Origin of the sequence: Streptomyces sp. NPDC002130, from assembly GCF_040296465.1 — a bacterium.
GTDB lineage: Bacteria > Actinomycetota > Actinomycetes > Streptomycetales > Streptomycetaceae > Streptomyces.
The window spans coordinates 1-12,957 of sequence record NZ_JBEOXI010000229.1; the positions used below are offsets into that span (position 1 = coordinate 1).

Consider the following 12,957-nt stretch of genomic DNA (forward strand, 5'->3'; position numbering starts at 1 on the left):
CATCTACCAGATCCAGATCGGGCACCGCATCGACGTGGACACCGAGCTGACCCCGCTCGAGGTCTACCGGCGGTTGCGGCACCGCAACCCGTCGCCGTACATGTACCTCGTCCCGCGCGACGGCTCCACGCTCATCGGCGCCAGCCCCGAGGTGCTGTTCCGCACCGACGGCGACCGGATCGTCATGCGGCCCATCGCCGGCACCACCCCGCGCAGCGGCGACCCGGCGGTCGACGGGCCGCGCATCGAGGCGCTGAAGGCCAGCGAGAAGGAACGTGCCGAGCACGTGATGCTGGTCGACCTGTGCCGCAACGACATCGGCAGGGTCAGTGCGCCGGGCACGCTGGACGTGCAGCGGCTGATGACCGTGGAGACGTACTCGCACGTCTTCCACCTGGTCTCCACCGTCGAGGGGGTCCTCGCGCCCGGCGAGGACACCTGGTCGGTGCTGCGCGCCACCTTCCCGGCCGGCACGGTCACCGGCGCGCCGAAGATCCGGGCCATGGAGATCATCGAGGAGTTGGAGAGCGCGCCCCGGCGGATGTACGCGGGCGCGGTCGGCCTGGTCGACGTGCGCGGCTGGTCCCGGCTCGCCCTGTGCATCCGCACCATCACCCACGACGGGACGGCGTACTCCACCCAGAGCTGCGCCGGCATCGTCGCCGACTCCGAGCCGCTCGCCGAGTGGCACGAGACGCTGCACAAGATGGGTGCCGCCTATTGGGCGCTGACCGGTGAGGAGCTGCTGCCGTGAAGGTCCTGCTCGTCGACGCCTACGACAGCTTCACCCACATCATCGACCAGTACCTGCGCACGCTGGGCGCCGAGACCGACGTGGTGCGGTCGGGCACCCGCACCCCGGCGCAGCTCGCTTCCCTGGGGGCGGAGGCGGTGGTGCTGGGGCCCGGGCCGGGCCATCCGGCCGACTCGGGGCACGTGGAGCTGGTGCACACCTTCGCCGGGCGGGTACCGCTGCTCGGCATCTGCCTCGGCCATCAGGCGATCGGCCTCGCCTACGGGGCACGGATCGCCGTCGCCGCCCGGCTCAAGCACGGCAAGACCAGCCCCGTCGCGCACGACGGCGCCGGTGTCTTCACCGGCCTCGGCGAGGAGGTGACCGCCACCCGGTACCACTCGCTCGTCGTCGAGGAGCCGCTGCCGAGGGAGCTGACCGTGACGGCACGGGCCGCAGACGACGGCTATGTCATGGGCCTGCGGCACCGTGCGCTGGCGGTGGAGGGGGTGCAGTTCCATCCCGAGTCCATCACCACGGTGGGAGGAATGCGGCTGCTGGAGAATTTCCTGCGGATGCCGGCACGGGCCGTGGAGAGGGCCTCCGCAACCCCCGCACAACCCCTGGAATATATGGGTCCGAATTTCCCTTAACCCCTTGTGACCTGTGAGTATATCGCCGTTATTGCTCCAGCAGGGATCGGAGAAGCGCCTCCGATAATCGACTGAAGCCGTAGCTCCGTAATTTTCTCGGTGTCGGGACGGAACAGGTCGGACCGAAACCAGGAAAGCAAATGACGGGGAGACGGAAAATGCAGCTCACGCAGATCAAGAAGTCCGGGATCCAGGCTCTCGTCGTCGCCGCCTTCACGGCCGGCGCCCTGTTCACCAGCGCGGCGGTGGCCGACCAGGCGCACGCGGCTCCGAACAGCGTGGCGGCCGTCGCCGAGGTGGACCCGTGGAGCGGTGTGGCGGCCCGTGGCGGGGATGTGGACCCGTGGAGCGGTGTGGCGGCCGGTGGCGGGGATGTGGACCCGTGGAGTGGCGTGGCGGCCGGTACCGATGACGTGGATCCCTGGAGCTGACGCCCGCGAGGCACTGGTCCCGGACCGGATGACTGAAGGAGAAACCGGAGTGAACGCAAGGACCGCATCGGGTGGGCCGCAACGGTCCTGGCCCGGGCTGCTCGGCTCCGTCCTGAACGGTCGCGACCTGTCCGAGCCGGACACCGCGTGGGTGATGGACCAGGTGATGCGGGGCAACGCCTCCGACGCCCTGATCGCCGGCTTCCTGGTGGCGCTGCGCGCCAAGGGGGAGACGATCGGCGAACTGGAGGGGCTGGTACGGGGCATGATGGCGCACGCAGTACGCATCGACGTGCCGGGGAGGACCGTCGATGTGGTGGGCACCGGAGGGGACGGGGCGAAGACCGTCAACATTTCCACGATGTCCGCGGTCGTGGCGGCGGGCGCGGGGGCGCGCGTCGTCAAACACGGCAACCGCGCCTCCAGTTCCGCCTCGGGCTCGGCCGACGTCCTGGAGAAGCTCGGGGTGAGCCTGCGGCTGCCGCCGGGACAGGTGGCGGCACTGGCGGAGGAGGTCGGGATCACGTTCTGCTTCGCCCCCGACTTCCATCCTGCGATGCGGCACGCGGCGGTCGCCCGGCGCGCGCTCGGCATCCCCACCGTCTTCAACGCCCTCGGGCCGCTGGCCAACCCGGCGGCACCCGCGGCCCAGGCGGTCGGCGTCGCCGACGCCCGGCTTCTGCCGCTCGTCGCCGGTGTGCTGGCGCGCCGGGGAGTCGAGGCGCTGGTGTTCCGCGGCGACGACGGGCTGGACGAACTGACCGTCACCACCACCTCCACCGTCCTCACGGTGGAAGGCGGCAAGGTCCGCCAGGAGTCGTTCGACCCACGGGCCCTCGGCTTCGGGTACGCCCCGGTCGAGGCGCTGCGCGGGGCGGACGCCGGATACAACGCGGACGTGGCGCGGCGGATCCTCGGCGGTGAGCGGGGGCCGGTGCGGGACGCCGTCCTGCTCTCGGCCGCCGCCGCCCTGGCCGCGCTGGAGCCGGCCGGCGGGCGGACGGTCACCGAACGCCTCGCACCGGCCGTCGGCCGGGCCGCCGAGGCGATCGACTCGGGCGCCGCCCTGTCCACCCTCGAGCGCTGGTCCCTGGCCAGCGGCACCCACGCCCTGACACCGGCGGCCTGATCATGGGCACCCGTACGACCGCGACGCCCCCGGTTCCCGTCGTGACGGCGGGAACCGGGGGCGCGGGGGCCGGGCGGGGCGCGGGGCCGCGGGTCCGGACCGGCGTGCGGTGGGGGCCGCGGCACGTGTCCGGGCGAGCCCGCACGGGACCGGGCCGGGGCGGCGTGCCGGGCGGACCCGCCCGCGGCGGGCTGCGTCACGCGGCGGTGAACGGCTGGGGGACGGGGACGGGCGGTTCCGGGGCCGGTGCACGGCGGAACCAGGTGAGGGCGGGGGCGGTCATGGCCGTGGTGATCAGGGCCATCAGAACCAGGATGGTGAACAGGTCCGGGCCGATGACGCCCAGTTCCAGGCCGAGGTTGAGGACGACAAGCTCGGTCAGACCGCGGCAGTTCATCAGCGCGCCGACCGACATCGCGTCCCGCCAGGACTGGCCCGACAGCCGTGCCGCCGCCGTACTGCCGCCGAACTTGCCGAACAGGGCCACCGCCAGCACCGCACCGGCCCACAGCCACTGGGCGGCGTCACCGGTGAGCAGCGAGACATCGGTGCGCAATCCCGTGCTGACGAAGAACAGCGGCAGCAGCACCGGGACGGTGAACGCCCGCAGCCGGGCGGCGGACAGTTCGACCGCCCGGGAACCGCGCGGCATGACCACGCCGAAGAGGAACGCGCCGAACAGGGCGTGGATGCCGATGCCGTCCGTGACGAAGGCCGCCACGCACAGGCCGGCGAAGACGAACACCAGGACCGAGCTCTCCGCGACCTTGCCGGCCTGCCGGGTCAGCCGGGCCAGCACCGGTCGGACCAGGTAGATCATGAAGGCCACGAAGAGCAGTGACCAGGCAGCCGTGACGGCCGCCTGCTCCATCGAGCCGCTGGTGCTGACCGCCGCGACCAGCGCCAGCAGGCACCACGCGCTGACGTCGTCCACGGCCGCGCACGCCATCGCCAGCGACCCGAGGGGAGTGGTGTAGAGGCCGCGGTCGGTGAGGATCCGGGCCAGCACCGGGAACGCGGTGATGCTCATCGCGACGGCGACGAACAGGACGAACGGCAGCCGGTCCACCCCGGCCGGAGCGAACGGGCCGTACATCCCGAGCGCCAGCAGCGCGCCCAGCAGCAGGGGCAGCGCGATGCCGACGTAGGAGACGGCGACCGCTGTACGGCTGTGGCCGCGCAGGGCCGACAGGTCCAGCTCCAGGCCGACCAGGAACATGAAGGCGAGCAGGCCGAGATTGCCCAGCACCAGCAGGTGGGGGAGGATCTCCGCCGGGAACAGCCAGTGCTGGGCGGCGGGGGAGATCCAGCCGAGCAGCGACGGGCCGAGCAGGATGCCGAGGGTGATCTCGCCGATGACCGGGGGCTGCCCGATCCGGCGGAAGAGCAGCGCGCCGACACGGCACACGCCGATCACCACGGGAACGGCGACGAGCAGGCCGGGCAGCGGGTCAGGAGCCGACACGGGCCTCTCCTTCCAGGGGCGAGGGCACGGCGAGCGCGGGCGCGGGCAGGGCGCGGGCCGGCGCGGGCCGTGCCTCCGGCGCCGGGGCCGACGCGGCCGCCGACCAGCGGGCGTACCGGCGTCTGCCGTAGAGCAGCGGTGATCTGCCGTCGGTGTGGGTGACGCGGGTGACCCGGCCGAAGACGGCCGTGTGGTCGCCGATCTCCACGGCGTGCACCACCGTGCAGTCCGCGACGGCGAGCGCGGCCTCCGTCAGGTGCGGCCCCGCGGCACCCAGCGGGAGCCGCCACTCGGCGTGCGCGAACCGGTCGGTGCTGCCGGAGGCGAACAGGTCGGAGACGGCCCGCGCCTCCTCGTGCAGCAGGTTCAGGGCGAAGTGGCCGCTGTCCAGGGCGGCGCGCAGGGTCGGGCCGGCGGTGCGCAGGCAGACCACCAGGGTCGCCGGGTCCAGCGCCACACTCGCCAGCGAGCTGCACGTCATCCCGCGCGGGGCGGAGTCGGGGCCGAGCGCGGTCACCACGCTGACCCCGGAGGGGAAGGACGCCATCAGGGGGCGTATGTCGGTGGTGTCCGGCGCGGCGGCCGGTGCCGCCGAAGGGGTCGAAGTGGTCGAGGGGGTGGTCGTGGTCGTCTCAGCAGTACCAGTCATGCGGTCGGCTCCTGTCGGAAGCAGGATCGGGCCCGGAATCGGGACAGGGATCTGCACGGCGCGGGTCTGGCCCGGCGGACTGCTGGGGTTCAGCGCCGCCGGGCTGATCCGTGGCCGGGCTACTTGCCGTGCAGGCGGCGCAGGTAGTCGTAGGCGCTGGGCAGCGTGTCGAGCAGGTGCTGCTGCTCCTGCCTGACCTTGTCGAACAGCGGCTGGGCGCCCGCGACGGACTCCGGCTTGTGGGCCAGCGCGGGCAGCGGCGTGTCCGGCTCCAGGCCGAGGCCGGCGAAGATGCAGTAATAGCTGCCGTTGGTCCAGAAGTTGCGGAACTCCGCCTCGAAGTTCCCGTAGTACGTGGACTCGTCGGCGATCGGCGAATTGATCGGGAGCCCCGCCTTGTACGCCTCGATCTTCCGCCGGATGTTCTCCGGCAGCTTCAGCTCCTTCTGGGCCTGCCAGAACGGTGAGTCGTTGCGCGGCGCGTAGTAGAAATGCGCCTGGATGAAGTCACGGGTGTCGTCGAACATCACCTCGATCTCCTGGTTGAAGCTGTCCACCAGGGCCGGGTTGAAGGTGCGGTCGGGGAAGTGCTTGGCGAGCTGGTAGATCGCGGCGGTGATGAAGTAGATGCCGGTCGACTCCAGCGGCTCGAGGAAGCACGAGGAAAGGCCTATGCTCACCACGTTGTTGACCCAGGCACGGCGGTTGCGGCCGACCCGGAAACGGACGTGGTTGAACTGCGTCTCCGCGGGGTCGAGCCCCCACAGTTCACAGAACTCCGCGGTCGCCTCGTCCTGCGAGGTGAATCTGCTGGAATAGACGTAACCGGACCCGAAACGGCCCAGCATCGGAATCTTCCAGGCCCAGCCGGAGGACATCGCGATGGCCGAGGTGTACGGTTCGACCCCGTTCGCCTCGTCGTCGTGCGGGACGGCGGTGGCCACCGCGCTGTCGCACATCAGGTGGTCGCTCATGTCGACGAACGGCTCGCCCAGCGCCTTGTTGATCAGCAGTCCGCGGAAACCCGAGCAGTCGACGAACAGGTCGGCGTCGAGCACCCGGCCGGACTTGGTGTGCAGGGCCGTGACGTAGCCGCGCTCGTCCTGCTCGACCCGCACCATCTCGTCCTGGACGTGCTCCACGCCCTGCTTGTCGGTGGCGAAGCGGCGCAGGAAGTCGGCGACCAGGGCGGCGTCGAAGTGCCAGGCGTACCGGGTGGACTCGGTGCCGTCGAGCCACTTCGGTGACTTCTTCGCGTCCATCACCGGCGGCTCGCGGAAGCAGGCGTAGTCGAACGGCTCGTCGGTGCGGCCCTCGTGCCTGTTCTTGTACCAGTAGTGGGACAGCGGCGTGTTGTCGTGGTCGGGCAGGATGCCGAACGGGTGGTAGAAGTGGTCCGGCCGGCCGTTGTCCAGCGTGCGCGCCCCGGGCTCGCCGCGGCCCGGGGTGCGCCAGTTGACGAAGCGCACGGCCATCTTGAAGCTGGCGTTGCACTCGCGCATCCACTCCTCCTCGGGTATGCCGAGGTAGTCGAAGAGCACGCGGTGCAGATTCGGCACGGTGGCCTCGCCCACGCCGATCCGGGGAATGGCCGGGGCCTCGAGTACCTGGATGTCGACGGTGCCCTGGAGCGCCTTGCCGAGATAGGCGGCGGTCATCCAGCCGGCCGTGCCACCGCCGAGGATGACGACTTTGCGGATGCGGGAGTCGGTGTCGGTCGTACCGATGTCGGTCATAGGGGAGCTCATTTCTCCGGGTCGGGTGCGTCTGTGCGCCGTTGTGTGCAGCGCCTTTTCATGCTGTCGAGTGCGTTTACACGCCAGAATCGGCTGGCCCGCTATGCGGCATCTATAGGTGGCCGGAATTGCCGCTTGAGCAGGTTCGTATGGGTGAGGTATAGGCGTCTCGGCGATTCTCGGGTGGTGTCGAAAACCGCCCCGCAAATCCCAGCAGAGGATGGCTGCATCAGATGCCGTACGAAGACGGGAATGCCGTTGCCCAGGGACCGGGCGGACTTCCCGGCATGCCGCTTGCCGAACTCCGGGGAATCCTCGCCGTGGTGGGGAACACTCCGCTCATAGAGCTGGAACGGCTCGCACCGGACATACCGGTACGGCTGTTCGCCAAGGCCGAGCGGTTCAATCCCGGCGGCAGCGTCAAGGACCGGTCGGCGCTCTCGATGGTGCTGACCCGGATCCGCTCCGGGGAGCTCGTGCCCGGTCGTTCCACCGTGATCGAGTCCAGTTCCGGGAACCTCGCGATCGGACTCGCCCAGATCTGTGCGTACTTCGGACTGCGCTTCGTTTGCGTGGTCGACGCCCGCACCACCCAGCAGAACCTCGCGATCCTGCGGGCCTACGGCGCCCGGGTCGAGGTCGTCACCGACCCGGACCCGGTCACCGGGGAGCTGCTGCCCATGCGGCTGCGCAGGGTGGCCGAACTGCTGGCCTCGACACCCGACTCGTACTGGCCCGACCAGTACGCCAACCCGCTCAACCGACAGGCGCACCTGACCACGATGCGCGAGATCGCCGAGGCGCTGGACGGCAAGGTCGACCACCTGATCCTGGCGGCCGGCACCGGCGGCACCCTGGGCGGCTGCGCCGAGTACATCCGGCAGAGCGGCCTGACGACGACCGTGCACGCGGTGGACGCCGTCGGCAGCGTGCTGTTCGGCCGGAGCGCCGGCTGCACCCGGCTGGTGCCGGGCCACGGCGCGTCGATCCGGCCCAAGCTGCTGCGGCCCTCGGACGCCGACCACGTCGTCCACGTCACCGACCTGGACTGTGTGCTGGGTTGCCGCCGGCTCGTACGGCGTGAGGCGATCCTCGCGGGCGGCTCCTCGGGAGCCGTGGTCTCCGCGCTGGACCGCATCGCGCCGGGCCTCGAACCCGGCTCCAACGTCGTGCTGATCCTGCCCGACGGCGGAGACCGCTACCTCGACACGATCTACGACGACACCTGGGTGCGCCGGCACTTCGGCGAGGTCGCCGAGCTGTCGCAGGACACTGACTCACCGGCCCAACTCGTCGCCGAAGCACAGGAGTTGGCCGATATAGGGCACCGATAGCGGGCCCCGCCACCATGAACGCATCCCCGAAAACCACCACCCGAGGCCCGCGCGGCCGACACCGATGCACGGAGGCATCCCATGACCACTCAGCTCCCTGCCCTGGACGACGGGCAGAAGGCGGAGATCAAGGACATCGTCTGCGACATCCTCGAGCTGGAACTCGACGAGGTCACCGACGTCAGCCTGTTCAAGGAGGAGCACGACGCCGACTCGCTGCGCACCATCGAGATCCTCTCCTCCCTGGAGCGGACCTTCGGCATCGCCCTGACGCAGTCCGAGCTCAGCCGGATGGTCAACCTCGCCGGCGTCTACGCCGTGGTCGCCGAGGCGCAGACCAAGTGAGCGGGGACGCGACGCCGGGCCGGCGCGGGCGCGGCGCCCGGCACCGGGTGGTCGTCACCGGCCTCGGCGTGGTGACGAGCATCGGTACCGGTGTCGACGCCTTCGCCGCCGGCCTGAGGGCCGGCCGCAGCGGCGCGAAACCGATCGGTGCCTTCGACACCACCGGCTTCGCGTACTCCAACGCCTGCGAGATCACCGACTTCGACGCGGCAGCCTGGCTGACCGCCCAGTCCCCCGACGACCTGGGCCGGGCCGCGCAGTTCGCGGTCGCGGCGAGCCGGATGGCGGTCGCCGACGCGGGCCTGACCGCACAGCAGGTGCGCGACGTGCGCTCGCTGGTCTCGGTCGGCACCACCGACGGCGAGTCCCGCGACCTCGACCACCTCACCGCACTCCAGGTCGCCGAGGGTGAGGACACCCTCGACGAGGCGGCGGCCCGCCGGGTGTGGCCCGGCCGGCTGTCGGCCGGCATCGTCCGCGAACTCGGCCTGGAGGACGTGGAGACCGTCACGGTGCCCACCGCCTGCGCGGCCGGCAACTACGCGGTCGGCTACGGCTACGACGCGATCAGCTCCGGAGACGTCGAGATGGCGCTGTGCGGCGGCGCGGACGCGCTGTGCCGCAAGACCTTCACCGGCTTCTACCGGCTCGGCACCATCGCGCCCGACGTGTGCCGCCCCTTCGACGCCGACCGGCAGGGCATCCTGACCGGTGAGGGCTCCGGCATCCTGCTGATGGAGTCGCTGGAGTCCGCGCTCGCCCGCGGCGCCCGGATCTACGCCGAGGTGCTCGGCTACGGCCTGTCCTGCGACGCCAGCCACCCGGTCGCCCCGGACCGGGACTCCATCGCCCGCTGCATCACCGCGGCGCACCGCAACGCCGGCATCGAGGCCACGGACGTCGACTTCATCTCCGCGCACGGCACCGGCACCAGGGCCAACGACGTGACCGAGGTCGGCGCGATCCGGCAGGTGTTCGGCGACACCCTGCCGCGCACGGTCTCCATCAAGTCGATGATCGGCCACACCATGGGCGCCGCCAGCGCCCTCGCCTCCGCGGCCTGCGCGCTGGCGCTGCGGGACGGCTTCATCCCCCCGACGATCAACCACCGTTCCACCGACCCCGAGTGCGCGGTCGACTGCGTGCCCAACGAGGCGGTCGAGGCGGAGCTGCGGGTCGTGCAGAACAACGGGCTCGCCTTCGGCGGCAACAACGCCGTCCTGGTGCTCGGCAAGTGGGAGCAGGCGGCGTGAGAGCCGGCGGCCGCAACCTTGAGAGGAGTTGACGAGCATGGCGCTCCAGGCGAACGCAGCCGCGCCCCGGCTGGCGATATCCGGCTGGGCCGTGTCCTCGCCGTACGGACTGGGCAGGAACGGCTTCACCGAAGGCCTCAGGTCCGGGCTGCGGGCGGTCGCGCCGGTGGACGCGGCCACCTGGCCGGTTCCCTACCCGGAGGCCGGACTGATCCCCGGCTTCGACATCAGGGCCGTCCTCGGCCGCAAGGGCACCCGTTCCATGGACCGGGTCACCGGTATCGCGGCCACCACGGTCGGCATGCTCCTCGACGAGTACGGCACCCGGCTCGCCGCCGACCCGGAGCGCACCGGCCTGGTGCTCGGCACCTCCGGCAGCGTCCAGTCGATCATGGATTTCACCCGGGACGCGCTCACCGGCGACAAGCCCTACCTCGTCGACCCGGCGCGCTTCCCCAACACCGTCATGAACTGCCCCGCCGGTGCCAGTGCCATCCGGCACACCCTCAAGGGCCCCAACGTCACCGTCTCCGGCGGCGCCACCACCGCCCTGCTCGCCCTCCAGTACGCCTCCCGGCTGCTGCGCGGCGGACACGGCACGGCGCTGCTGGCCGGCGCGGCCGAGGAGTTCTCCGTACAGCGGGCCCGGCTGGAGCGGGTGGCCGACCACGACGGCGCCGAACCGCAGCCGCTCGGCGAGGGCGCCGCGCTCTTCCTCCTGGAGGAGGCGTCGGCCGCCCGCGAGGGAGGCCGGCCCGTGCTCGCCTCGGTCCTCGGCTCCCGTTTCCGTGCCTTCCAGGACAAGGGCCGGGCCGGAGCGGCGCTGGAACGCTGCGTCGCCGACGTCCTGGCGGACGCGGACGCCGCCCCCGGCGACGTCGAACTGATCGTGCCCGGCAACCCGCCCGGCCTGCTCGGCAAGCAGGAGGAATCCGCCCTCGACGGGCTGACCGGCAACCGGCTCCCGGTGCGCTCCCTGGTCGGCGACGCCGGCGCGGCCTCCGCCGCCTTCCAGCTCGCCGCAGCGCTGGCCGAGGCGGAGAGCGAACCGAGCCTGGTGGACCGGCTCGCCCTGATCACCGCGGCCGACCGCGACGGCACCGTCGGCGCGCTGCTGCTGCGGCTGGCCTGAGACACCCGCGGCCACCCGTTCCGTCACCGAGGAAAGAGGCACGTCACATGTCCGACACACCGAGGCCGGTCGCCCTGGTCACCGGCGGTTCGCGCGGGATCGGGCGGGCCGTCGTGGAGACCCTCGCCCGCGACGGTCATGACGTCGCGCTGTGCTACCAGTCGAACGAGGAGGCGGCCGCGCTCGCCGCCAAGTCCGCCGCCGCGTACGGCGCCCGCACCCTCGCCCGCCGCGTCGACGTGACGGACCGGGCCGCCGTGGCCGCATTCGCGGCCGAGACCGAGGCGCAGCTCGGACCGGTGGACGTGGTGGTCACCGCGGCCGGGATCGTCCGCGACGCCCACCTGGCGATGATGGCCGACGAGGACTGGGACGCCGTGCTGCGCACCAACCTCGACGGCACCTACAACGTCGTCCGCACGCTCGCCTTCCCCATGCTCAAGCGCCGCCGCGGCACCGTCGTCACGCTCTCCTCGGTCGCCGCGGCGGGGCACGCCACGCAGACCAACTACTCCGCGTCCAAGGCCGGGATCATCGGTTTCACCACGGCCTTCGCCAAGGAGGCCGGACGCTCCGGCATCCGCGCCAACGCCGTCGCCCCGGGCTTCATCAGCACCGACATGACCGGCGGCCTCTCCGAGAAGCACGCCAAGGAGATGACCCGCCGCATCCCGCTGGGCCGCTTCGGCGAACCCCAGGAGGTCGCCGAACTGGTGTCCTTCCTGGCCGGCGACCGCGCCGCCTACATCACCGGACAGGTCTTCGCCGTCGACGGCGGACTGGTCGTCTGAGAACCCCATCCGCCCAAGGGAGTCAGCCATGCCACGCGCCGCCCGGCCGCCGCGCTTCTACTTCAACCTGCGCAGCCCCTACAACTTCTTCGCGTTGCGAGAGCTGCGCGAGAACCACCCCGGCCTGCTCGACCGGCTGGAGTGGCGGCCCTTCTGGGAGCCCGACGAGACCAGCCGGAAGCTGCTGGCCGAGGCGGGCGCCGAGTTCCCCTACGTCCCGATGTCCCGGGCCAAGCAGTTCTACATCCTGCGGGACGTGCGCCGGCTCGCAGCGGCCCGCGGGCTCACCCTGACCTGGCCGGTGGACGCCGACCCGTGGTGGGAGCCCGCGCACCTGACGTGGTTCCTCGCCGAGCGCCGGGGCCTGGGCCGGGCTTGGGTGGAGCGGGCGGGCCGGGCCCGCTGGCTGGAGGGACGTGACCTCTGCGACCCGGCCACCGTGCGTGAACTGGCCGTCTCCATCGGCCTGGACGCCGAGGAGGCGGGTGCCGTCACCGACGACCCGGAGATCCGGGAGCAGGGCGTCAAGGCCCTGGTGGACGTGGACCGCGACGGCGTGTTCGGGGTGCCGTACTTCATCCACGGCTCGGAGCCCTTCTGGGGCCTGGACCGGGTCGCCGACTTCGCGGCGACCTTCCCCGAGCACGCCCCGGCGCCCGCCGCGGAGAACCCCGAGCCCGCCGAGCCCGGCATCGCCCTCGTCGGCGGCCCCGCCTCGGACCTGAGCCACGCGGGAGGCTGCGGATGAGCTCCGCCGTGCGGGCCCTGCCGCTGACCTCGATCCAGGAGGCGATGTGGACCGCGTACCGCATCGCCCCGGACAGCGCCGCCTACAACATCGTGATGCCGCTGCGGCTGAGCGGCAGGGTCGACCCCGCCGCCATGGACGCCGCTGTCACCTCGGTCGGCGAACGCCAGGAACTGCTGCGCTCCGTCTTCGCCGAACACGGCGGGCGCCCGGTCCGTATCGCCTCCGACGCACCCGTCGTACGGCTGGAACTGCGGGACCTCGACGGAATCGACGAGGACGGGCTGCTGCGCGCCGTCGAGGAGGCCGGGGCCCGGCCGTTCCGGCTGGAGTCGGGGACCTTCCGGGTGGTGCTGCTGCGCCGCGCCGACGACGACTGGGCGCTGGTCACCTCCGCCCACCACATCGTCAGCGACTTCACCTCCCGCTGGCTGCTGGTCCGCGACGTCCTCGTCGCCTACGCGGCCGCAGGTGATCAGCGCACCGCCGAGCAGCACGGCCCGGCGCGCACCCAGCACCCGGTCGGCGAGCCACCCGCCGGGCAGTCCGGCCATGAAG

The 12,957-nt window shown here is 71.8% G+C and carries 14 protein-coding genes; 11 read left to right on the forward strand and 3 right to left on the reverse strand.

All coding sequences use genetic code 11. The features are described from left to right. The 4 genes from ABT116_RS32300 to trpD all read left to right on the forward strand — a co-directional run. The coding region (locus ABT116_RS32300) for an anthranilate synthase component I family protein (protein WP_351641042.1) at window positions 1–754 on the forward strand (754 nt) is incomplete at its 5' end. Beyond that, on the forward strand, window positions 751–1,386 hold the full coding sequence (locus ABT116_RS32305; RefSeq protein WP_351641044.1) for an anthranilate synthase component II: 636 nt from the start codon (window positions 751–753) through the stop codon (window positions 1,384–1,386). The genes ABT116_RS32300 and ABT116_RS32305, both read left to right, overlap by 4 nt. Window positions 1,387–1,544: 158 nt before the next feature. Continuing rightward, window positions 1,545–1,817, forward strand: coding sequence for a hypothetical protein (locus tag ABT116_RS32310; RefSeq protein WP_351641047.1), 273 nt, complete (start codon window positions 1,545–1,547; stop codon window positions 1,815–1,817). A 28-nt stretch (window positions 1,818–1,845) separates the two neighbouring features. Continuing rightward, window positions 1,846–2,946, forward strand: a complete 1,101-nt coding sequence (gene trpD, locus ABT116_RS32315; protein WP_502983975.1) for an anthranilate phosphoribosyltransferase — start codon at window positions 1,846–1,848, stop codon at window positions 2,944–2,946. A 196-nt stretch (window positions 2,947–3,142) separates the two neighbouring features. Here the strand turns inward: trpD and ABT116_RS32320 are convergent, their stop codons facing one another. From ABT116_RS32320 to ABT116_RS32330, 3 genes are all read right to left on the reverse strand, one after another. Then, a complete protein-coding gene (locus tag ABT116_RS32320) occupies window positions 3,143–4,411 on the reverse strand; it encodes a cation:proton antiporter domain-containing protein (protein ID WP_351641052.1) in 1,269 nt (422 codons plus the stop codon). Continuing rightward, a complete protein-coding gene (locus ABT116_RS32325; protein WP_351641054.1) occupies window positions 4,398–5,060 on the reverse strand; it encodes a flavin reductase family protein in 663 nt (220 codons plus the stop codon). The genes ABT116_RS32320 and ABT116_RS32325 overlap by 14 nt, the downstream gene beginning before the upstream one ends. A gap of 119 nt (window positions 5,061–5,179) precedes the next feature. Next, window positions 5,180–6,796 carry a tryptophan halogenase family protein gene (locus ABT116_RS32330; protein WP_351641057.1) on the reverse strand — a complete coding sequence of 539 codons (1,617 nt, stop codon included), beginning with the start codon at window positions 6,794–6,796 and terminating at the stop codon, window positions 5,180–5,182. A 287-nt stretch (window positions 6,797–7,083) separates the two neighbouring features. Here ABT116_RS32330 and sbnA point away from each other — a divergent pair, with 287 nt between their 5' ends. From sbnA to ABT116_RS32365, 7 genes are all read left to right on the forward strand, one after another. After that, window positions 7,084–8,130: a 2,3-diaminopropionate biosynthesis protein SbnA gene (gene sbnA / locus ABT116_RS32335; protein ID WP_351641072.1), complete on the forward strand. Its 1,047-nt coding sequence runs from the start codon at window positions 7,084–7,086 to the stop codon at window positions 8,128–8,130. Between the two features lie 81 nt (window positions 8,131–8,211). Next, entirely contained in the window at window positions 8,212–8,475 is a 264-nt protein-coding gene (locus ABT116_RS32340) for an acyl carrier protein (protein WP_351641060.1), read from the forward strand. Beyond that, window positions 8,472–9,728 (forward strand): beta-ketoacyl-[acyl-carrier-protein] synthase family protein, encoded by a 1,257-nt coding sequence (locus tag ABT116_RS32345; protein ID WP_351641062.1) that lies wholly within the window; start codon window positions 8,472–8,474, stop codon window positions 9,726–9,728. The genes ABT116_RS32340 and ABT116_RS32345 overlap by 4 nt, the downstream gene beginning before the upstream one ends. A 37-nt stretch (window positions 9,729–9,765) precedes the next feature. Further along, complete coding sequence (locus ABT116_RS32350; RefSeq protein WP_351641064.1) at window positions 9,766–10,860, forward strand: beta-ketoacyl synthase N-terminal-like domain-containing protein; 1,095 nt, start codon at window positions 9,766–9,768, stop codon at window positions 10,858–10,860. A gap of 47 nt (window positions 10,861–10,907) precedes the next feature. Further along, window positions 10,908–11,651: a 3-oxoacyl-ACP reductase FabG gene (fabG, locus tag ABT116_RS32355; RefSeq protein WP_351641066.1), complete on the forward strand. Its 744-nt coding sequence runs from the start codon at window positions 10,908–10,910 to the stop codon at window positions 11,649–11,651. Between the two features lie 28 nt (window positions 11,652–11,679). After that, window positions 11,680–12,399: a 2-hydroxychromene-2-carboxylate isomerase gene (locus ABT116_RS32360; protein WP_351641068.1), complete on the forward strand. Its 720-nt coding sequence runs from the start codon at window positions 11,680–11,682 to the stop codon at window positions 12,397–12,399. Beyond that, a partial coding sequence (locus ABT116_RS32365; protein WP_351641070.1) for a condensation domain-containing protein occupies window positions 12,396–12,957 on the forward strand: 562 nt, incomplete at its 3' end. The genes ABT116_RS32360 and ABT116_RS32365, both read left to right, overlap by 4 nt.